The 19,324-nt window shown below is 63.6% G+C and carries 17 protein-coding genes; 10 read left to right on the top strand and 7 right to left on the bottom strand.

All coding sequences use genetic code 11. The features are described 5' to 3' along the window. The 3 genes from BMY30_RS06415 to BMY30_RS06405 all read right to left on the bottom strand — a co-directional run bounded on the left by BMY30_RS06415 (position 1) and on the right by BMY30_RS06405 (position 4,238). Positions 1-1,491, bottom strand: coding sequence for a SulP family inorganic anion transporter (locus BMY30_RS06415; protein WP_089711749.1), 1,491 nt, complete (start codon positions 1,489-1,491; stop codon positions 1-3). Between the two features lie 457 nt (positions 1,492-1,948). Then, positions 1,949-2,752 (bottom strand): slipin family protein, encoded by an 804-nt coding sequence (locus tag BMY30_RS06410; protein WP_089711748.1) that lies wholly within the window; start codon positions 2,750-2,752, stop codon positions 1,949-1,951. A gap of 58 nt (positions 2,753-2,810) precedes the next feature. Further along, a complete protein-coding gene (locus tag BMY30_RS06405) occupies positions 2,811-4,238 on the bottom strand; it encodes an NfeD family protein (RefSeq protein WP_089711746.1) in 1,428 nt (475 codons plus the stop codon). 243 nt (positions 4,239-4,481) lie between these two features. On the opposite strand from BMY30_RS06405, the gene BMY30_RS06400 reads away from it, so the two are divergent. From BMY30_RS06400 to BMY30_RS06365, 8 genes are read left to right on the top strand one after another with little or no spacing between them, the layout of a single operon-like run. Continuing rightward, positions 4,482-5,594 carry a phosphotransferase gene (locus BMY30_RS06400; RefSeq protein WP_089711744.1) on the top strand — a complete coding sequence of 371 codons (1,113 nt, stop codon included), beginning with the start codon at positions 4,482-4,484 and terminating at the stop codon, positions 5,592-5,594. Between the two features lie 40 nt (positions 5,595-5,634). Next, positions 5,635-6,873, top strand: coding sequence for an ABC transporter substrate-binding protein (locus BMY30_RS06395; protein ID WP_089711742.1), 1,239 nt, complete (start codon positions 5,635-5,637; stop codon positions 6,871-6,873). A 46-nt stretch (positions 6,874-6,919) separates the two neighbouring features. Beyond that, positions 6,920-8,599 (top strand): ABC transporter permease, encoded by a 1,680-nt coding sequence (locus BMY30_RS06390; protein WP_089711952.1) that lies wholly within the window; start codon positions 6,920-6,922, stop codon positions 8,597-8,599. Beyond that, on the top strand, positions 8,596-9,231 hold the full coding sequence (locus BMY30_RS06385; protein ID WP_170840088.1) for an ATP-binding cassette domain-containing protein: 636 nt from the start codon (positions 8,596-8,598) through the stop codon (positions 9,229-9,231). Before BMY30_RS06390 ends, BMY30_RS06385 begins: the two co-directional genes overlap by 4 nt. Positions 9,232-9,291: 60 nt before the next feature. Next, positions 9,292-12,087, top strand: a complete 2,796-nt coding sequence (locus tag BMY30_RS06380; RefSeq protein WP_089711738.1) for a hybrid sensor histidine kinase/response regulator — start codon at positions 9,292-9,294, stop codon at positions 12,085-12,087. Beyond that, positions 12,077-14,248, top strand: a complete 2,172-nt coding sequence (locus tag BMY30_RS06375; protein ID WP_089711736.1) for an EAL domain-containing protein — start codon at positions 12,077-12,079, stop codon at positions 14,246-14,248. The genes BMY30_RS06380 and BMY30_RS06375 overlap by 11 nt, the downstream gene beginning before the upstream one ends. Positions 14,249-14,276: 28 nt before the next feature. Further along, the gene (locus BMY30_RS06370) at positions 14,277-14,981 is read left to right on the top strand and encodes a TIGR04283 family arsenosugar biosynthesis glycosyltransferase (RefSeq protein ID WP_089711734.1); all 705 of its coding nucleotides are present in this window, start codon (positions 14,277-14,279) and stop codon (positions 14,979-14,981) included. Continuing rightward, positions 14,971-15,591: a TIGR04282 family arsenosugar biosynthesis glycosyltransferase gene (locus tag BMY30_RS06365; RefSeq protein ID WP_089711732.1), complete on the top strand. Its 621-nt coding sequence runs from the start codon at positions 14,971-14,973 to the stop codon at positions 15,589-15,591. Before BMY30_RS06370 ends, BMY30_RS06365 begins: the two co-directional genes overlap by 11 nt. A 73-nt stretch (positions 15,592-15,664) precedes the next feature. Here BMY30_RS06365 and BMY30_RS06360 read toward each other — a convergent pair whose 3' ends face one another. After that, positions 15,665-15,874, bottom strand: coding sequence for a zf-HC2 domain-containing protein (locus BMY30_RS06360; RefSeq protein ID WP_089711730.1), 210 nt, complete (start codon positions 15,872-15,874; stop codon positions 15,665-15,667). A 5-nt stretch (positions 15,875-15,879) separates the two neighbouring features. Then, the gene (locus tag BMY30_RS06355) at positions 15,880-16,485 is read right to left on the bottom strand and encodes a sigma-70 family RNA polymerase sigma factor (RefSeq protein ID WP_244516135.1); all 606 of its coding nucleotides are present in this window, start codon (positions 16,483-16,485) and stop codon (positions 15,880-15,882) included. A gap of 287 nt (positions 16,486-16,772) precedes the next feature. Between BMY30_RS06355 and BMY30_RS17825 the strand changes: the two genes are divergently transcribed. Both BMY30_RS17825 and BMY30_RS06345 read left to right on the top strand, forming a co-directional pair. Then, a complete protein-coding gene (locus BMY30_RS17825; protein ID WP_089711727.1) occupies positions 16,773-17,441 on the top strand; it encodes a c-type cytochrome in 669 nt (222 codons plus the stop codon). Positions 17,442-17,490: 49 nt separating this feature from the next. Beyond that, complete coding sequence (locus tag BMY30_RS06345; protein ID WP_089711725.1) at positions 17,491-18,156, top strand: DUF3047 domain-containing protein; 666 nt, start codon at positions 17,491-17,493, stop codon at positions 18,154-18,156. Between the two features lie 82 nt (positions 18,157-18,238). On the opposite strand, the gene BMY30_RS06340 is transcribed toward BMY30_RS06345, so the two are convergent. Both BMY30_RS06340 and BMY30_RS06335 read right to left on the bottom strand, forming a co-directional pair. Beyond that, positions 18,239-18,724, bottom strand: a complete 486-nt coding sequence (locus BMY30_RS06340; protein WP_089711723.1) for a DUF302 domain-containing protein — start codon at positions 18,722-18,724, stop codon at positions 18,239-18,241. Beyond that, a complete protein-coding gene (locus BMY30_RS06335) occupies positions 18,724-19,299 on the bottom strand; it encodes a DinB family protein (protein WP_089711721.1) in 576 nt (191 codons plus the stop codon). Before BMY30_RS06335 ends, BMY30_RS06340 begins: the two co-directional genes overlap by 1 nt. Positions 19,300-19,324 lie beyond the last annotated feature (25 nt).

Below are 19,324 nucleotides of genomic sequence, written 5' to 3'. Positions count from 1 at the left end.
TCAGTGACCTCCCATCAGTTTCTCGACGGCCTCGGGGTCGTCATGCACGGCGAAGCGATCGACGATGGTGGCACTGGCCTCGTTGAGGCCGATCATCTCCACCTCGGTGCCTTCGCGGCGGAACTTGATCACGATGCGGTCCAGGGTCTGGACGGCGGTGATGTCCCAGAAGTGGGCGCGCGACAGGTCGATGGTGACCTTTTCCAGCGTCTCCTTGAAGTCGAAGGCCTCGCCGAAGCGCTCAGAGGAAGCGAAGAACACCTGCCCCACCACCTTGTAGATGCGCGCATTGCCATCGTCGGTTTCTTCGCTGCCGACGTAGAGGATGTTGCCCACCTTGTTGGCGAAGTTCATGGCGGCAAGCAGCACACCGACGAAGACGCCGATGGCCAGGTTGTGAGTGCTCACCGTCACCACCACGGTGGCCACCATTACCATATTGGTGCTCATCGGGTGCTTCTTGAGGTCCTTGATGGAGCTCCAGCTGAACGTCCCGATGGCCACCATGATCATCACCGCCACCAGGGCCGCCATGGGAATCTGCGAGACCCAGTCGGCCAGGAACACCACCATCAGCAGCAACGCGACACCGGCGATCAGGGTCGACATGCGACGGCGACCGCCGGACTTGATGTTGATCACCGACTGGCCAATCATCGCACAGCCCGCCATCCCGCCGAGCAGGCCGGAACCGATATTGGCGATGCCCTGGCCCTTACACTCGCGGTTCTTGTCGCTGCGGGTATCGGTGAGGTCATCGATGATGGTGGCGGTCATCATCGACTCCAGCAGGCCCACCACGGTCAGCATCAGCGAGTAGGGCAGGATGATCATCAGCGTCTCGAGGTTGAGCGGAACCTCGGGCCACAGGAAGATCGGCAGGCTATCCGGCAGCTCACCCATGTCGCCGACGCTGCGGATATCCATTCCCGTCAGCAGGTAGACGGCGGTGAGCACCACGATACACACCAGCGGCGAAGGAATGGCCTTGCCGATCACCGGCAACAGAGGGAAGCCGTAGATGATCGCCAGGCCGGCCAGCGTCATGGCATAGACGTGCCAGGTCACGCCGGTCAATTCCGGTAGCTGGGCCATGAATATCAGGATTGCCAGGGCGTTGACGAAGCCGGTGACCACAGAACGCGAGACGAAGCGCATCAGGTCGGCGAGCTTCAGATAACCGGCGATGATCTGCAGCACGCCGGTTAGCAGAGTGGCTGCCAGCAGGTACTCCAGGCCGTGCTCCTTGACCAGGGTGATCATCAGCAGCGCCATGGCGCCGGTAGCCGCAGAGATCATTCCCGAGCGTCCGCCGGTGAAGGCGATGATCACGCAGATCGCGAAGGAGGCATAGAGGCCCACCTTGGGGTCGACGCCGGCGATGATGGAAAAGGCGATTGCCTCGGGAATCAGCGCCAGGGCGACGACGATGCCCGCGAGGGTGTCGCCCTTGAGGTTGGAAAACCAACTCAGTTTCATTTTTTCGTACATGATGCGGTCCAGTCAGGGAGGGGGTGATGGATGGGCCCGGGTAAGCGTTGTCGCCGATGGCAGATTCGGGAGAAAGCGGAAACCGCCAGGTGACGCACAGGGGCGCCAGAGACATCATCGTGATGTCGAGCGATAGCGCACCGAAGACGGTGGCATCGCCTGAAGATAGGAGGGGGTACGCTAGGGCGGCGTGGCCAGTCCTGCCAGGGAAGTCATCATGTTCTGCTGGATCCCTTGCTCTGCATCAAAGGCGTGCCATCAGACGAAAGTCCAAGGAATGGGCGCGACAAGAGCGAAGGATTCTAGCAGAGCGGAGGCCATGCTGCACCCGGACTGCCGCGACCGTTAGGGCTATTGCAGTTGGCTTTAGCGAGGGGCGCCAATACTGTTATCTGCGATAGTCCTGCCGCGACCTTGGGGTGGCCGCGGCGGAATCCCGGGGACTCGGCGGGCAGGATCAGGAGGCGTCGCTATCGTCCGGGGTAGTCCCGCCGGTACGGGCCCTGGCGGCTGGCGACGCCTTCATGTGCTTGAAGGCCTCCATGATGTCCATGGGCAACGGGAAGACGATGGTGGAGGCGTTCTTGGTACTCATGTCGCTCATGGTCTGCAGGTACCGCAACTGCAGCGCGGCGGAGTTCTCGGACATCACGTTAGCCGCCTCGACCAGTTTCTTGGAGGCCTGCAGCTCGCCCTCGGCGTGGATCACCTTGGCACGACGCTCGCGCTCGGCTTCGGCCTGGCGGGCAATGGCTCGGATCATGCTTTCGTCGAGGTCGACATGCTTGATCTCCACGTTGGCCACCTTGATGCCCCAGCTCTCGGCGGAGCTGTCGATGATCTCCTGGATATCATCGTTGAGCTTGTCGCGCTCGGAAAGCATCTCGTCGAGATCATGTTTGCCGAGCACCGAGCGCAGCGTGGTCTGGGCCAGCTGGCTGGTGGCATTGACGAAGTGCTCCACCTGGATAATCGCCTTTTCAGGGTCCACCACCCGGAAGTAGAGCACCGCGTTGACCTTGACGGTGACGTTGTCCTGGGAAATGACGTCCTGCTCCGGCACATCCATGGTGATCACCCGCAGGTCGACCACCTCCATCTTCTGGATGCCGGGAATGATGATCAGCAGGCCCGGCCCCTTCACCGACTGGAAGCGACCGAGAAAGAACACTACCCCGCGCTTGTATTCGGGAAGGATGCGAATCGACGCTGCCAGCAGCATGACCAGCAGGACGACCGGAACGAGATAGGAAATCAACATGGTTTGCTCTCCTTCGATGTGTCCGGCGACGGTAGGCGCCGGGGATCTTGCCAGAGCCTCAGGACGACGCGTCTAACGGCTCCACCTCCAGGGTCAGGCCCTCGACCGCCGTCACCCGGACCGCCTGTCCGCGGGTCAGCGGCTGCGTGCTGCGCGCATTCCAGCGCTCACCCATCAGCCGCACATGGCCTTTTCCCTCGAAATCTTCGACGGCGGTGGCCTCGCTACCGACGAGTTCCTCCTGCCCGGTGCGGGGCGCGCGGCGTCGCAGCCCGATGAAGCGGGTCACCACCCACAGCATCAGGCCTGCCGCCAGCAGGGCGATACCGCCGATCATCGGTAGCGAAATGTTCAGGTTATCTGCATCCATCAGCATCACCGATCCGATCACGAAGGCGACGATGCCGCCTATCCCGAGAATACCGAAACTGGGCATCAAAGCCTCGCCCACGATCAGCCCCAGCCCCACCAGGATCAGCGCCAGGCCGGCGTAGTTGACCGGCAGCACCTGGAAGGCGAACAGCGCCAGCAGCAGGGAGATGATGCCGATGGTGCCCGGTATCAGGCTACCGGGGTTGGACAGCTCGAAGATCAACCCGTAGAAGCCGATGATCATCAGGAAGTAGGCAACATTGGGGTTGGTGATCACAGCCAGCAGCTTGGTGCGCCAGTCGGGATCGAAGCGCTCGATGACAAGATCGGCGGTCGCCAGGGTGCGCTCGCCATCGTCCATTACCACGCTGCGACCGTCGATCTGCTCGAGCAGGTCGTCGAGGTCCCGGGCCACCACGTCGATGACGTTGTTCTCGAGCGCCTCACTGGCGGTCAGGTTGACGGCCTCACGCACGGCCTGTTCCGCCCACTCGGCATTGCGACCGTGGCGCTCTGCGAGCGAGCGGATATAGGCCACCGCGTCCTCCAGCACTTTGCGCTCCATGGCGGTCTCGCCGCGGCGCGGCTCGTCGTTCGCCGTCTCTTCCGCGGCTTCCGTATCGGCCGCTTCCTCCTCGGCAGCCTGATCGTTGGCCTCGCCCTGGCTCTCCTCTTCAGCCTCGCCGCCAATTCCCGGCAGGCCGCCACCCCCCATCTGCACCGGAGTCGCCGACCCGAGATGGGTGGCCGGCGCCATGGCCGCCACGTGGCTGGCATAAAGCAGGTAGGTGCCGGCACTGGCCGCCCGGGCTCCCGCCGGCGTGACATGGATGGCGACCGGTACGCCCGAGGACAGCATCGCCTGGATCATGTCGCGCATCGAGGCATCGAGTCCACCGGGGGTGTCCATCTCCACCATGACCAGCTCGGCCCCGCGCCCTTCGGCAAGTTCCAGGCCACGCTGGAAATAGTCGCTGATGGCTGGCCCGATGGCGCCCTCAACGGTCATCACCAGGGCGGTACGCTCACCCTGCTGCGCCTGGACCTGCCAAGCCAGCAAGGCACCGATTGCCAGGCACAGCAGACTGGCCAGCATCAGGATGCGCCCGGTCATGCCCCTGCGATCTGGATTCCTCATCTCGTGCCCGCCCTGCGATTCATGTCCCTGAGAGCCTCATCGGGGGACACTGGTTCAGTCATTACCGATATCAGCGTAGGCAGTAGGGGCGGGAGCAGCAATAGCCTGCATCCGCTCGAGCCGATCTCGAAAACTGCCCCACACTATCAATGGCGATGTAAGGAAGGTCCCCCCTCGTGCGACCATCAGTGACCGACAGCCCAGACATCGAGGAGCGTCATGCCGGATACCACCTCCAGTCATGCCTCATCACAGGCCCGACAGGGCCTCTGCCGTCCCCTGGCCGAGGCCCTGCGACACGCCGGTCTTGAGGCGGGCATCAAGGCAATGCACCCGATGGCCGATACGGGCCTGGCCCACCATCATGTGTGGCTCGAGCGCGAACAGATCGACTGGGTGGCGCGGTTGCCAAAGCAGAGCCAGATGGGACTCGCCCCCACCGCCAACCTCGATTATCAGGCGGCCTGTTTTGCCCGCGCCAGCCAGGGCGGCCATGCCCCAGCCCTGCACGGCATCCTCCCACCTAGCCCGGCGCTGCCGAGGGGCGGGCTGCTGGTCAGTGCCATCCGAGGACGCCCGGCCCGACTCCCGGAGGATCTTCCCGCCATCGCCGAGGCGCTGGCCAGCTTCCACGTGCTGGACCTGCCCGAGACCAGGGCACGCCCGCCGCTGCTGTCACCCGCCGATCCCTGGGCGGCGATGCTCGAGGAGGTCAGAGGACAGGCACGCTTCCTCGACGAGGCTGGGCTGGATGCCGACGCCAGACAGCTGATCGAGGCCGAATTGACCGCCCTTCCCCAGCACCTGCCTCAAGGGCCTGGCGCCGAGCCACGGCTGATCAGCTTCGATGCCCACCCGGGAAACTTCCTGACCACCGAGTCTGGATGCGCGGTGCTGGTCGACCTGGAGAAATGCCGCTACGGCCTGTCGGGCTTCGACCTGGCCCACGCCAGCCTCTACACCTCTACCACCTGGGATCTGGATAGCTATGCCGAACTGACACCCGCTGAAGTGGTGGCCTTCTACCGTCATTGGATGGCCAGGACCGGCCTCACCGATACGAGGAACCTGCTCAACTGTCGCCGCGCCATGTGGCTCTGGTCGCTGACCTGGTGCGCGAAGTGGCGCACCAGCCACCGTCTCGAGCGCGATGCCTCCGCCGGGGGCGAAGACTGGTCGAGCGAGCTGAGCGACGATGCCCTCGTCGCCCATGTCCGCGACCGCGTCGACCACTATCTTTCCACGGCGACCATCGAGCGTGTGCAGCGGGAATTCGGCACCCTCGAGAAGGCACTCACCGACCGAGACCGAACAACCGATGGCCGAGCGTAGTTTATCCAAACACGCCCATTGCCCAGATAAGGAACCCACGATGCCGATTCACCCGCTCGCTGTTGCTGCCGCCGCCCCTCTCGCCCTGCTGCTCGCCGGCCCTGTCGCCGCAGCCCCCGATCCGACCGACTGGGAGGCCGTGCTCGACGAGGCTCGCGGCCAGGCCGTCTACTGGTACGCATGGTCCGGCGACCAGCGCACCAACGACTATATCGACTGGGTAGCCGAGCGGGTCGACGAGCAGTTCGAGATTGCGCTCACCCACGTCAAGATCGGCGATACCGCCGAAGCGGTCTCCCGGGTACTGGCAGAGAAGCAAGCCGGCAATGACGACGACGGCAGCGTTGACCTCATCTGGATCAACGGCGAGAACTTCGCCGCCATGCGCGACAACGACCTGCTGTTCGGCCCCTTCGCCGAGTCGCTGCCGAACTTCGCGCTTACCTACCCCGAGCACAATCCCGAGGTGGTCACCGACTTCACCCTGCCCACCCAAGGATTCGAGTCGCCCTGGGGCAAGGCCCAGATCACCTTCTACTATGATAGTGATGAGCTCGGCGGGGATAGCCAAGCCATCGAGACGCCTCCGCAGGATATCCATGCCCTGCTGGAGTGGGCCGAGGCCAACCCCGGGCGCTTCACCTACCCGCGGATTCCCGACTTCACCGGCAGCACTTTTCTCAAGCAGGCGCTGATCTCACTGACCGACGAGGACGAGGCGCTCTACGCCCCGGCCGAGGAGAGCGACTTCACGGCCGTTACCGCCCCGTTGTGGGACTACCTGGACGCGCTTCACCCCCACCTGTGGCGCAGCGGTCGCCAGTTCCCCGCCACCGGGCCCGAGATGCGCAGCCTGATGGGCGATGGGGAACTGTCGCTGGCCTTCACCTTCTATCCCTCGGAGCCGGCCGCGGCGGTGGCCGACTACGAGTTGCCGCCCAGTACGCGCAGCTACGTGCTGGACGAAGGGACCCTGGGCAACGTTCATTTCGTGGCCATTCCCTACAATTCGCCCCACAAGGCCGGCGCCATGGTGGTCGCCGACTTCCTGCTCTCGCCCGAGGCCCAGGCACACAAGCAGGACCTCGACGTCTGGGGGGATCGCACCGTGCTGGATGTGTCTCGCCTCGATGACGACAGCCGGGCCATGTTCCGCCTGGACGAAAGCAACCCGGCGATGCTGCCGGCAGGCGCCCTGCAACAGACGCTGCCCGAGCCGCATCCCAGTTGGATGACAGCCTTGCAGGACGCCTGGCAGGCACGCTACATCGGCAATTGATGACAAGGATCCCCGCCCGGTGCGCCGCAGTGAGGCCCGTCCGATGATGCTGCACCTGGCGCCCGTGCTGATCGTCATCCTGCTGGTCGCGCCGATACTGGGCGGCCTGACCATGGCCCTGCTGCCGGCCTTCGGTTACCTGCCGGCCCTGGGCGGGGAGAGCCTGTCACTCGATCCCTGGCGGGCCCTGTTTGCCCAACCCGGCATCTGGCGTTCGATCGCGGTCAGTCTCGCCAGCGGGCTCATCGCCACGGCCGTATCACTGGCGGTGGTGCTGCTCTATCTGGCCGCCGTGACCGGTAGTCGCTTTGATCGCTGGATCCGGCGGCTGGTCTCGCCGCTGCTCTCCATTCCCCATGCCGCGGCGGCCTTCGGCCTTGCCTTCCTTATTGCTCCTTCAGGACTGATCGCTCGCCTCACCTCGCCGGGGCTGACCGGCTGGGAGCGCCCCCCGGACCTGCTGATCGTTCAGGACCCCTGGGGGCTGTCGCTGATCGCAGGACTGGTGATCAAGGAGATTCCCTTCCTGCTGTTGATGAGCCTGGCGGCCCTGCCCCAGCTAGACGCCGAACGCCGGGTGGCCATGGCTCGCTCGCTGGGCTATCGCCCGACGCTGGCCTGGTGGAAGGTGGTCGCTCCGTCACTCTACCCGCTCATCCGCCTGCCGGTGTTCGCGGTGGTCGCTTTCGCCTCCTCGGTCGTGGATGTGGCGATGATCCTCGGCCCCACTCTGCCACCCACGCTGGCCGTCTCGATACTGTCCTGGTTCAGCGACCCCGACCTCGACATGCGTTTCATGGCCTCGGCCGGCGCGATCCTGCAGCTGGGGGTGACCGCCTCGGCGCTGGCATTATGGTGGGGACTGGAGCGGCTCGTGGCCAGGCTGATGGGGTGTTGGATCGCGCGCGGTGGACGCGAGAGAGGCGAAAATGGCCTGCGCCTGGCCGGCAAGAGCCTAATATTGCTGGCTTCCGTAACCGCCTTCATCGGCATCGCCGGCCTGGCAATCAACTCCGTGGCCGGCTTCTGGCGTTTTCCGGATGCCTTGCCCGGCAGTTTCACGGCCAGCCACTGGGCTCGAGCACTGCCCTCGCTCGCCGGACCAATCGCCTCGACGGCGCTGATTGCCCTGGTGGCGACGCTGCTCGCCGCGGTCCTGGCGCTGGGGGCGCTGGAGAATGAGCAGCGCACCGGCCGACATCCTTCGCGGGCCCTGTGGCTGCTCTACCTGCCGCTGATCGTGCCGCAGATCGCCTTCCTGTTCGGCCTGGTGGTGATGATGGAACAGCTCGGCACCCGACCGACCCATGCGCTGGTCATCTTCGGCCACCTGCTGTTCGTGTTGCCCTATGTCTTCCTGTCGCTGTCCGAGGCCTACCGCCGCTTCGATCCCCGCTGGTCACATCTGGCGTTGACGCTGGGCGCCTCGCACAACGGGGCCTTCTGCCGAGTCCGCTTGCCGATGCTGCTGGCCCCGATTCTCACCGCCATGGCCGTGGGGCTGGCGGTCAGCATCGGCCAGTACCTGCCCACCCAGTTGCTGGGCGCCGGACGCGTGACCACCGTGACCACCGAGGCCGTATCGCTGGCCGCCGGCGGCAATCGCCGCGTCATCGGCGTCTGGGCACTGGTCCAGGCCTGCCTGCCGCTGGCGGGCTTCATCATCGCCATCGGCCTGCCCAGGTTACTATGGTCGAATCGCCGTGCCATGCAGGGAGCCCCATGACCGCCACGCATCGCCTCGAACTCCGTGACATCTGTATCCAGTTGGGCGACCAGGTCCTGCTCGAGCTGGAGGCCGAGATCGGTCCCGGTGAGGTCCTCACTGTCATGGGCCCCTCCGGCTCGGGCAAGTCGACCTTGCTGGCCTATCTCGCCGGTTTCCTGGCGCCCGAGTTCCAGGCCAGAGGCCAGGTGCTGCTGGATGGGCAGGACATTGGCGCCCTGCCCGCCGAGAAACGGGGCATGGGACTGCTCTTCCAGGACCCGCTGCTGTTTCCTCATCTTTCCGTGGCAGGCAACCTGGGTTTCGGTCTGCCCCGGTCGGTTGACGACAAGGCCGCTCGGGTCGAACAAGCACTGGAAAACATTGGCCTGGCCGGCTTCGCTGACCGCGACCCGGCCACCCTCTCCGGCGGCCAGAAGGCCCGGGTGGCGTTGATGCGCCTGCTGCTGTCGGCGCCCTGCGCGGTATTGCTCGACGAACCCTTCTCCAAGCTCGACACCCGTTTGCGCCACGAGATGCGTCAGCTGGTATTCGGCCGCCTGCGCGATGCCGGCCTGCCCAGCCTGCTGGTCACCCACGACCGGGAAGACGCCGAGGATGCCGGCGGTCGGGTGATCGAGCTAGCCCATTGATCCACGTCAGGCATTGCGTGATAGTGGCAGACAGGCCCGACCATCACGGAGATCGATACGATGCGCGATGATCCCGGAACACGTGGCCATACCTCTCAACATGTCCATGAGCTGCTCAGTTTCCATCGCGATAACCTGCCCCTGGCGGTGATCGAGTGGGACAGCGACTTTCGCATCGCGCGCTGGTCGAGACACGCCGAGACCCTGTTCGGCTGGCCGGCCGACGCCGTCATCGGTCTTCATCCCTTCGACTTTGCCTTCGTTTTCCCCGAGGATGCCGAGGCCGTCGCCGAGGTGATTCGTCGACTCCTCGCGGGTGCTGAGCCGCAACATGTCTCGACCAACCGCAACCTGACCCGGGCAGGGACCCTGGTCGAATGCGAATGGCACAACTCCATCCAGCTCGATGATCAGTGTCGCGTCGTCTCTGTGCTCTCGGTGGTGCATGAGGTCACCGAACGCAATGCCGCGGAGAGGCGCAATCGCGAGCTATTGGCCCGCGAACAGGCCCTCAAGGATCAGTTTCGCGCTATCTTCGAATCCGCCCCGGGCCTCTATCTCGTCCTGACCGCCGACGACTACCGGATCGTCGGGGTCAGTGATGCCTACCTTGAGGCGACCTATACCGATCGCGAGGCCATCATCGGGCGCCAGCTGTTCGACGTCTTCCCGGTGACGCCCGACCGTTCGAATGCCGCGGGGGTCGAGGAGCTGAGTGCGTCGCTGGAGAGAGTCAAGCGCTATGGCCAGCCCGACACCATGCCCGTCCTGCGCTATCCGATTCCCGATCCCGCGACGGGCGGCTTCGAGGAGCGCTACTGGAGCCCCATCAATGTCCCGGTCTTCGACGAACAACAACGGCTTTCGCTGATCCTGCACCGTACCGAGGACGTGACCGACTATCTCGACGACGCGCCGACCATCGAACCCACGAACCTGGAGCTGATCGCACGTGCTCGGGAGCTCAAGACCCTGCTCGAGCGCCATCGCAGCAGCGAGGAGCACTGGCGCCGGCTCTTTGCCGAGGCTGCCACCGGCATCGTGCAGGCCGACACCCAAGGTCGCTTCCTGTATGCGAATCAGGCCTTCTGCGACATGGTCGGCTATTCCGAGGAAGAGCTGAGGGCCACGGACTTCCTTGCCCTGACGCATCCCGACGACAGGCAGACCAATACCGATGAGCTCAGGCGCCTGCTAGCCGGGACGACGAATAGCTTTGTCATCGAGAAACGCCTGCTGGACTACCGCGGCGGGATAGCCTGGTGCCGAAACAGCGTCTCTGCCCAGCGCGATATGCACGGTACCATCGTCAGCCTGGTCGCGGTCATCGAGGACATCACCGCCCAACGCGAGGCAGAAACCCACCAGCGGTCGCTGGCGCAGCGGCTGACCCGCAGCCTCGAGAACATGGGCGACGCCTTCTACCTGCTCGATGAGAACTGGTGCTTCTCCTACCTCAATCACCAGGCGGAACGCGTACTGAAGCGATCCGCCGCCGAACTCCTGGGCCACAGCGTCTGGGACGCGTTTCCCGAGGCTCAGGAGAGCGAGCTCTGGGCCTGCTATCATGCCGCTATCGAATCCGGCGAGGCGCAGCAATTCACCTTCTATTTCCCGCCCCTCGCCCACTGGTTCGAGGTCAATGCCTACCCGGGAGAGGAGGGCCTGGCGGTCTACTTCCGCACCGTCACCGAGAAGAAACGCCTCGAGGCGCAGCTTCAGGAAGCGCATCGCATGGAGGCCATCGGTCACTTGACGGGAGGCATGGCCCACGACTTCAACAACCTGCTGACGGTAGTGATGGGCAATGCCGACCTGCTCGTCGAGGCGCTGGCGGACGACACCCGCCTCAGCCCCCTCGCCCAGGCCGTCGCCGACAGCGCCCAGCGAGGGGCCGACCTGACCCAGCGCCTGCTCGCCTTTGCCCGTCGCCAGGCACTGGCTCCCCAGCCCACCGACATCAATCGCTTGATCCATGGGTTGACCGAGATGCTGCGGCGAACCCTAGGAGACCAGATCGAATTGAGCTTCCATCCAGGGGGTGGTCTCTGGTCGGCCAATATCGATCCCTCCCAGCTCGAAAGCGCGATCCTCAACCTCTCCATCAACGCCCGGGATGCCATGCCCGATGGCGGTCAACTGACCATCGAGACCCGCAACACCTCCCTCTCGGCACAGTACGCCGACAGTCATCTGGAGCTGGCACCAGGCGACTATGTCTGCGTCGCGGTCAGCGATACCGGCACGGGCATACCCGAGGCCATTCGGGAACGCGTCTTCGAGCCGTTCTTCACTACCAAGGAAAAGGGTAAGGGAACGGGGCTGGGCCTGAGCATGGTCTTCGGCTTCCTCAAGCAGTCTGCCGGACACGTCAACCTCTACTCCGAGGAAGGAGAAGGCACCACCATCAAGCTCTACCTGCCACGTATCCGGCAAGCCGCCGCCGATCCGCAACCCCTGCCAAGGGAGGAAAGCCGCCTGAGCGGCAGCGAGACACTGCTGGTGGTCGAGGACGACGAAGCGGTCAGGAAGTATGTCGTGGCGCAACTCGAGGCTGCCGGGTATGGTGTGCGGCAGGCAAAGGATGGCCCGAGCGCCCTGGCGATTCTCGCCGATGACACCACTATCGCGCTTCTCTTCACCGACGTCATGATGCCGGGGGGCATGACCGGCAGAGAACTTGCCATCGCTGCCCGCCGACTGAGGCCCGATCTCAAGGTGGTCTACACCTCCGGCTATACCGAGAATGCCATCGTCCACAACGGCAGACTGGACGAGGGCGTCCGATTCCTCGGCAAGCCCTACCGCCCCGTCGCCCTGCTGAAAGTGATCAGAGAGACCCTGGATGAAGACTGAGCCACCCGGCAAGGGAAAGCCGCCGCGCCTGCTGATCCTCGACGACGAGTCGATGACCGGCGAGACCATTGCACGCATCGCCGATTTCGCCGGCTTCGAGGCGCGACACCTCATCTCGCCAAGCGCTTTCTTCGAAGAGGCAACTCGTTGGCATCCGGATATCCTGGCCCTCGACCTGATCATGCCGGAGATGGACGGCGTGGAGGTGATGGCCGAACTGGCCAGGCGTGGCTGCCGGGCCCGACTGATCATCACCAGCGGTGTGGGTAGCCGGGTGCTGGACGCCGCTGCACGCTCGGCAAGAGAGCACGGCTTGGACATCGTCGGCGTGATTGCCAAGCCCTTCTCGGCTTCGGCGCTTCGCGAGCTCTTGCACAAGGCCATCGAGAAAGGGGGGACCACCGACGACTCGGTGAGCGAACGATATCCTTCCCGGGAAGCCAGCGTCGAAGACCTGGAGGAAGCGCTGACCCTGGGCCATATCCGCCTGGCCTACCAGCCCAAGGTACGCTGTCATACCGGTACCATTGTGGGTTTCGAGGCACTGGCCCGCTGGCATCATCCCCAGTTGGGTTTTATCCCCCCGGACATCTTCATCCCCCTGGCAGAGGACCACGGCCTGATCGATCGCCTCACCCTGCAGGTCACCGAGCAGTCCCTCGACTGGCTGGCCGATATCTCATCGAACGACACCGCCCGGCGGGTCGGGCAGCACGTCCTTCAGGATACCCTACTGTCACTGAATATCTCTGCTCGATCTCTCGAGAACGGTGAGCTGTTCGACACCATCCTGCAGCACTGCCGTGATCGTGGCATTGCACCCCAGCGCATCGTGCTCGAACTCACCGAGACCAGTGCCATGCAGGATGCCACCACTTCGCTGGATACCCTGACCCGGTTGCGCCTGCAGGGCTTCCAGCTTTCCATCGACGACTTCGGCACCGGCTACTCCTCCATGGTGCAGCTGGTCCGTCTGCCCTTTTCTGAGCTCAAGGTCGACAAGCGTTTCGTGATGACGGCCAACGATTCCGAGGAATCGCGTGCGGTGATCCGTTCGGTGGTGGAGCTGGGCCGCAGCCTGGGTCTGAACACCACCGCCGAAGGCGTCGAGGACCAGGAGACACTGGATTATCTCGACGAGCTGAAATGCGATCTGGCCCAGGGTTATCTGATCTCGCGCCCTCTGCCGCCTGAAAAGGTACTCGACTGGTTCATCACCCACGAAGCACAGCGGGAGGAACGACGGCTCGCGGCACTTGCAGGCCTGGGCCTACTGGACACTCCCGCCGAGGCACGCTTCGACCGCCTCACGCGGTTGGCATGCCGGCTGTTCGGCGTCTCTACCGCGCTGATCAGCCTGCTGGATCGTGATCGCCAATGGTTCAAGTCTCGGCAAGGCCAGGATGTCACGGAGACCTCACGCGACATCGCCTTCTGTCACAAGACGCTGGAGCGCGACGCGCAAATGGTGGTTCCCGATACCCATGTCGATCCCCTCTTCCACGACTACCCCGGTGTGGTGGGCGCTCCCTTCGTCCGCTTCTACGCCGGACGGCCCCTCTACCTGCGTAGCGGCGAGAAAGTCGGCACCCTCTGCCTGGTCGACCCCAAGCCTCGTGCCTTCGGAACAGCGGATGCCGAGCTGCTCGACGACCTGGCCAGCATGGTCGAGAACGAACTGGCGCTCTCCTCGACGGATGGCCATGACGCCTGCACGGGACTGCTCAATCGCACGAGCTTTCGCGAACAGGCCGAGGCCGCCTGCCAACTATGTCGACGCCTTGGACTCCCCATGGCCCTCGTATCGGCGAGGCTGGAAGAACTCCCCACCATCAACAAGCTCTTCGGCCGGGACGCCGGCGACCAGCAGTTGCAGGACCTGGCTCAACTGGTGGTAGAGGTCGCCGAGGATGCCGACCTGACCGGTCGCTATCGCGCCACCGAAATCACCGCCCTGCTGATGGGAGCCGATATCGAGAAGGCACGGCAGATCGGGGAGCGATTGCACAGGGCCATCGCACTCAGCAATGACAGCCAGGCGCCCGACCAGGCGAGCCTCACGCCGAGCATCCGGGTGGCGGAGCTCTACCCCGATGAAGGTCCCTTCGAACAGCGCCTGGAAGAAGCCTGGCAGTTCCACCGCATGGTCGAGGCCGACTGAGCCCCGGGGCTGGAGAGGCAACGCCTGCATGCCGAATACGCCGACGCTGAGTATCATCATCCCGACGTTGAATGAAGCCGCCAAGATCGAGGATCTGCTGAACGGGCTTGTTACTCGGCAGACCGGCGATGCGAAGGGCGGTGTGGAAATAGTGGTCGTGGACGGGGGCAGCCGCGATGATACGGTGGACCGGGCTCGCCCTCTGGCATCAAGGGTGATCGTCGAAGCGCTCGGCCGTGCTCGCCAGATGAATGCCGGGACTCGCGAGGCCCGCGGACGATACCTGCTGTTCCTGCATGCCGACACGCGCCTTCCCCCCGGCGCGGACCTGTCGATCGCCTCTGCCCTGTCGGGCCAAAGTGTGTGGGGGCGTTTCGATATCCGGCTGGAAGGGCATCATCCATTGCTGCCCGTCATCGCCCGCGCCATGAACCTGCGCTCACGCCTGACAGGAATCGCCACCGGCGACCAGGGGCTGTTCATGACCCGCGAAGCCTTCGAGGCCGTCGGCGGCTTTCCCGACCAGCCGCTGATGGAAGATATAGAGATGTCGCGTCGACTCAAGCGACTCTCGCCGCCAGCCTGTTTGAAGGAGAAGGTCGTCAGCAGTGGCCGTCGCTGGGAACGGGATGGCGCCTGGGCCACCATCCGCCTGATGTGGCGGCTACGCTGGCGCTACTGGCGGGGCGAGCCAGCCGAGAGCCTGGCTCGGGAATATCGCCATGTCCGCTGATTTTCCGCTGGCGATACTCGCCAAGGCGCCGATCCCCGGGGAGGTGAAGACCCGCCTGGTGCCTGCAATCAGCGAAGGAGAGGCGGTCCGGCTCCACGAGCGCCTGCTTCGACACACCCTGGCAGTGGCCCTCGAGACCACGGCGTGCCATCGCATTACCCTCTGGACGGCGCTGGATCACGCTCACCCGCTGTTCCTGGAACTGGCCGCGCGCCACGCGATCGAGCTTCGACCCCAGCCCGAGGGCGATCTCGGCGAGCGCATGCATCACGCCCTCGCGCACATGGGAGAGCCGGGGCTGCTGATCGGCAGCGACTGTCCGGTACTAACGCCAGGGTTGCTGTACCGCTGCCAGGCTGCCCTGACAGAGGCCGACGCCGTCTTCCTGCCCGCCGAGGATGGCGGCTATGTGCTGGTGGGGGTTCGCCATGCCAACCGACGCCTCTTCGCCTCCATCGACTGGGGCACGGACCGCGTCATGGCACAGACGCGCGAGCGCGCCAAGGCACTGGGCTGGCGGCTGGCCTGCCCGGCCCGCCTCTGGGATGTGGACAGGTCTGAGGATCTGGGAAGGATGGCGCGCGAGCTCCCCGGCCTACTTCCGTACTGAAAATTCCGTACTGAAGGTTAGACAGTGGATGAGCCAGCCCTGATCATCAGGTACTGGTCATCCACTGCTGTTGTCATAGACTATCGTCATCAGGTGCAGGCGTATGGGATGCCTCGTTGTCGAAACGCTTGCCGGCCTGGTGCAGCAGGGTGAACTGCTTGTCGCATTCCCTGCAGGCGCCGCACATCAAGAGGTGCATTCGCAGCGAGAGGCGTTGCTGGAAGCTGAGGGGACGATCCTGCTTGAGTGACATCAGGCGAGTTGCTTGTTTACACATCATCATGCTGCTTACTCCTTGAGCCAACCCTTCTCGATGCATGCACGCAAGCGAAGTCTTGCCCGATGCAGGATCACCCAGCAATTGTTCTCCTTGATACCGGTTTCCCGACAGATATCCTCGGTGGAAAGACCCATTAGCTCGCGCAGGGAGAAGACCCTCGCGATGTTGTCCGGCAGTGCCACCATGCAGGCATCGAAGACCCGCCAGAAACGCTCATTCTCGAAGACAGTCTCCGGCTCTCCCCAGCCCATGGGGCGCATCTCCTCTCGCCAGCGTCCGTTCTGCTGGAACTGTCGGTCTATGGCCTCGTCGCCGGTCTCGTCATCGAGAGGCTGCCAGATTCCCTGACGCTTCTGTGCCCGCATGGCATCCAGAATCTTGTACTTGAGAATGCCGAATACCCAGGTCTCGTACCCCGAACGCCCGGCAAAGCTGGTGTCCTTCTCGATGGCCGCCATCAGTGTCTCCTGAACGGCATCCTCGGCCTGGGCATTGTGCCGCAGGTGGAGTCGAGCGAAGGACAGCAGCCGTGGCCTGACATCCGTCAGGCGTTGCATCCGCGTAGCGGATGGGCTGCCTCGATCCTCGTCCGGGCCGAGAGGATGGTCATTCATGGCGATACCTCCCTTTCAAGATAGGCTCGGGACATTACAACCCCTTGTTCATAACGGCTGAATCATTGAGTCGTGATGAAATGATTTACCTTACCGACCTGAGCTCCGCGTGCCTTGGGGCCGAGCCCATTCGGCGAGAGGAAGCTGAATTAGTGTGAATCCAGTCTGTAAGGCCGACAAGTCTCCAGCTACCAAAGGCAAGTGCCGAGTGAGCCATGCTCATTGGTGATCGGCCAGCAATGAGGGTGACAGTGAAAGATATCGACTAGATCTTCTGGAGGAAAACCATGACGAAACAAGACGACAAGCGCCGCAAACTACTGGACCGCCTTAGCCGCCAACTTGCCTACACAGCCCCCGCACTGGCACTGATTGCCGGGGGTGCGGCCTTCCAAGCCTTGGCAGAGAATAGCCCAACAGAGGCGGGAGTGACGAAGCCACATGATACGACCCTTTGGCTGGCCAGTGCTCATGCTGCGAGTGACGCCGAGGCAGAGGGCGAAGCCGAGGCAAAGGGTGAAGCCGAAGCAGAGGGCGAAGCTGAGGCAGAGGGCGAATCCGAGGCAGAGGCCGGATCAAATGCCGAGGTGGCACGCCCTGATGACTATATTCCTAATTATGCCGAGGAAGCCGGGAAAAACCCGGATGATCTGATCGCCAGAGGGGAAGCCCTTTACAGGGATACCTCCCTGAGTGCTAACGGCCTCGCATGTGCCAGCTGCCATGGTGCCGACGGCCTGAACGGCTACCAGGACACCTTCAATAACCCCTACCCCCATGCGGTTGCCATGGGAAGCAACCAGTTCGGCATGGCAAGCGTGCATGCCAATGAAATGGTGCAGATCTGCATGGTAGCGCCCATGGGGGCAGAACCGCTGCCCTGGGATTCCGAAGAATTGGCGGCGTTATCGGCCTATGTCGTGGATGCCCAGCAGCGTTATGCCGAAGAGCCCTGAAGGCAGGTAAGCTGGCAGTTCGTTTGATATGAGTGGAGTGACTTACCCGATGACTCGATCCTTGTTCTCCTGCTGCCTGATGACGCTGATGACACTGGCAGCAGGACCAGCCACAGCAGCAGATGAACTGCACTTTTCGCCAGCCGATATCCTCTCCTGGCCGACTCGGAACTTCGAGGGAGAAACCGAGTACCGGGTCATTGAAAGGCAAGGCAGTCGTGTGCTTCAGGCCAGGGCGCGGCAACAGGCCTCGGCGAAATACCTGGAACGCGAGATCGACCTGCGCAAGACACCATACCTGCAATGGTGCTGGAAAGTATCGGAAATCCATGAGGGTCTCGACGAGACACGCAAGTCCGGTGACGATTACCCGGCCAGGGTCTATGTCGCTCGCAAGACGGGTCTGCTGCCCTGGCAGGTCGAGTCGGTGAACTATGTGTGGGCCTCGAGCAAGCCTGCTGGCTCGAACTGGCCCAATGCCTTCACCTCACGCGCCCAATTGCTGGCCCTGCAAAGTGGCAAAGCGCGCGTAGGCGAATGGGTGGCGGAAGTTCGGGATATCCGCGAGGACTACCGGCGACTCTTCGGGAGCCGCCCCGACAGTATCGATGGCCTCGCCCTGATGAGCGACGGCGACAATGCCGAGGTCGACGCCACGGCCTGGTTCACGCATCTGGCCCTCTCCACGAGCAACGAACCACCCGACTGCCCCTGAGCAAGCACGGGTTAAGCACCCACGGGGAGGCCGCTCAGGCAAACTGCAGGTGGCAGTATCCCTGACCGAGGAAGATGCGTCACTAATCCGATACCTCGGTGGCACGCTGCGCAATGGCGGCAAACAAAGTATCGAGTTCGCGGGCCACCGTTTCCAGTTCTTCATCGGCCGCCTCCATGTATGGAGAAAGCAGATGCGTCGGCGTCTTCCAGGAGAGCGTGGCGCTGCCATCATCATTTTCGGTGACATAGAAGCGCATGGGGGCTTCGATCATCGCCGGGACGCTAAGCCTCAGGATCCGCACGGCGTAGTCGTTTCGAAACACGCCCACTACCCGATTGCCGGGAATGGTCACCCCTCTGTTTGCCGCCGCCTCGGTGGGCCCGGCCTCGGTGACAACGAACATGCCTTCGGCCTCGACAGCTTCATGCAAGGCCTCCAGCAATTCCTCATAGGCCAGCGGTGTCGGCATCACCTGCCAACCCTGCTCAGGCCAGCGGGATTCAGCAGCCACCGGGGCAGACAGGATCAGCGCCAGCAGCCATATTCCCAGGGTCGCGACTTTCATCAGGCACTCCTCCGCGAGAGTGACGCCTGCTCGGCAGAAGCCTGCTGCCAATGGCGTAGGGTGGAAGGATGCACGCCGAAGGTCTCGGGCAGATGTATGCCCGACTGTTCGGCCAAGAGGGCGATGATCGCCATGTGGTGAATGCTGTGACTGGTCAGGAAGGCCAGCTCTCGGTTCAGGCTAGACGGCAGGGTGAGCGTATGGTCGTCCGTGGGGTAGCCAAGAGACAACGCGTCCGGCGTCGAACCATTCCCGAGTGATAACAGCCGGGCCTCGATGCCCGCCAGATGACTCGCTGCTTGCTGCGGCCATTGCTCGAGGACCTCATCGCGCCGGCGCTGCTCGTAGTCGATGCCCTCTGCTTCTCGGTTGAGACCATCGAGAAGGGCATCGTAATGATCGATGATGTGACGCACATGCTTGCCAAGGGTGTGACGTCCATGCTCGCCGAACGCCTGTCGATAACCTTCAGGGGTAAGGTCCGCAACCATGCTCCTGAGCTGGGCAAGGATCAGTAGATTCTCCTCGACGAGGAGTGCCGTGGAAGGAGACGACCGGGATAAAGATGATGTCATGAGAATGTCCTTGAAATTCCGCTGT

Source organism: Halomonas daqiaonensis (genome assembly GCF_900109725.1).
Classification (GTDB): Bacteria; Pseudomonadota; Gammaproteobacteria; order Pseudomonadales; family Halomonadaceae; genus Halomonas; species Halomonas daqiaonensis.
This window is presented reverse-complemented; position numbering and strand designations above follow the sequence as displayed.

Excerpts from the sequence above, each read along its gene's own strand:
- BMY30_RS06385 (WP_170840088.1), top strand. The coding sequence starts at position 8,596 with ATGACCGCCACGCATCGCCTCGAACTCCGTGACATCTGTATCCAGTTG.
- BMY30_RS06365 (WP_089711732.1), top strand. The coding sequence starts at position 14,971 with ATGTCCGCTGATTTTCCGCTGGCGATACTCGCCAAGGCGCCGATCCCC.
- BMY30_RS06345 (WP_089711725.1), top strand. The coding sequence starts at position 17,491 with ATGACTCGATCCTTGTTCTCCTGCTGCCTGATGACGCTGATGACACTG.
- BMY30_RS17825 (WP_089711727.1), top strand. The coding sequence starts at position 16,773 with ATGACGAAACAAGACGACAAGCGCCGCAAACTACTGGACCGCCTTAGC.
- BMY30_RS06360 (WP_089711730.1), bottom strand. The coding sequence starts at position 15,874 with ATGATGATGTGTAAACAAGCAACTCGCCTGATGTCACTCAAGCAGGAT.
- BMY30_RS06380 (WP_089711738.1), top strand. The coding sequence starts at position 9,292 with ATGCGCGATGATCCCGGAACACGTGGCCATACCTCTCAACATGTCCAT.
- BMY30_RS06400 (WP_089711744.1), top strand. The coding sequence starts at position 4,482 with ATGCCGGATACCACCTCCAGTCATGCCTCATCACAGGCCCGACAGGGC.
- BMY30_RS06355 (WP_244516135.1), bottom strand. The coding sequence starts at position 16,485 with ATGAATGACCATCCTCTCGGCCCGGACGAGGATCGAGGCAGCCCATCC.
- BMY30_RS06370 (WP_089711734.1), top strand. The coding sequence starts at position 14,277 with ATGCCGAATACGCCGACGCTGAGTATCATCATCCCGACGTTGAATGAA.
- BMY30_RS06415 (WP_089711749.1), bottom strand. The coding sequence starts at position 1,491 with ATGTACGAAAAAATGAAACTGAGTTGGTTTTCCAACCTCAAGGGCGAC.
- BMY30_RS06390 (WP_089711952.1), top strand. The coding sequence starts at position 6,920 with ATGCTGCACCTGGCGCCCGTGCTGATCGTCATCCTGCTGGTCGCGCCG.
- BMY30_RS06395 (WP_089711742.1), top strand. The coding sequence starts at position 5,635 with ATGCCGATTCACCCGCTCGCTGTTGCTGCCGCCGCCCCTCTCGCCCTG.
- BMY30_RS06335 (WP_089711721.1), bottom strand. The coding sequence starts at position 19,299 with ATGACATCATCTTTATCCCGGTCGTCTCCTTCCACGGCACTCCTCGTC.
- BMY30_RS06340 (WP_089711723.1), bottom strand. The coding sequence starts at position 18,724 with ATGAAAGTCGCGACCCTGGGAATATGGCTGCTGGCGCTGATCCTGTCT.
- BMY30_RS06405 (WP_089711746.1), bottom strand. The coding sequence starts at position 4,238 with ATGACCGGGCGCATCCTGATGCTGGCCAGTCTGCTGTGCCTGGCAATC.
- BMY30_RS06410 (WP_089711748.1), bottom strand. The coding sequence starts at position 2,752 with ATGTTGATTTCCTATCTCGTTCCGGTCGTCCTGCTGGTCATGCTGCTG.
- BMY30_RS06375 (WP_089711736.1), top strand. The coding sequence starts at position 12,077 with ATGAAGACTGAGCCACCCGGCAAGGGAAAGCCGCCGCGCCTGCTGATC.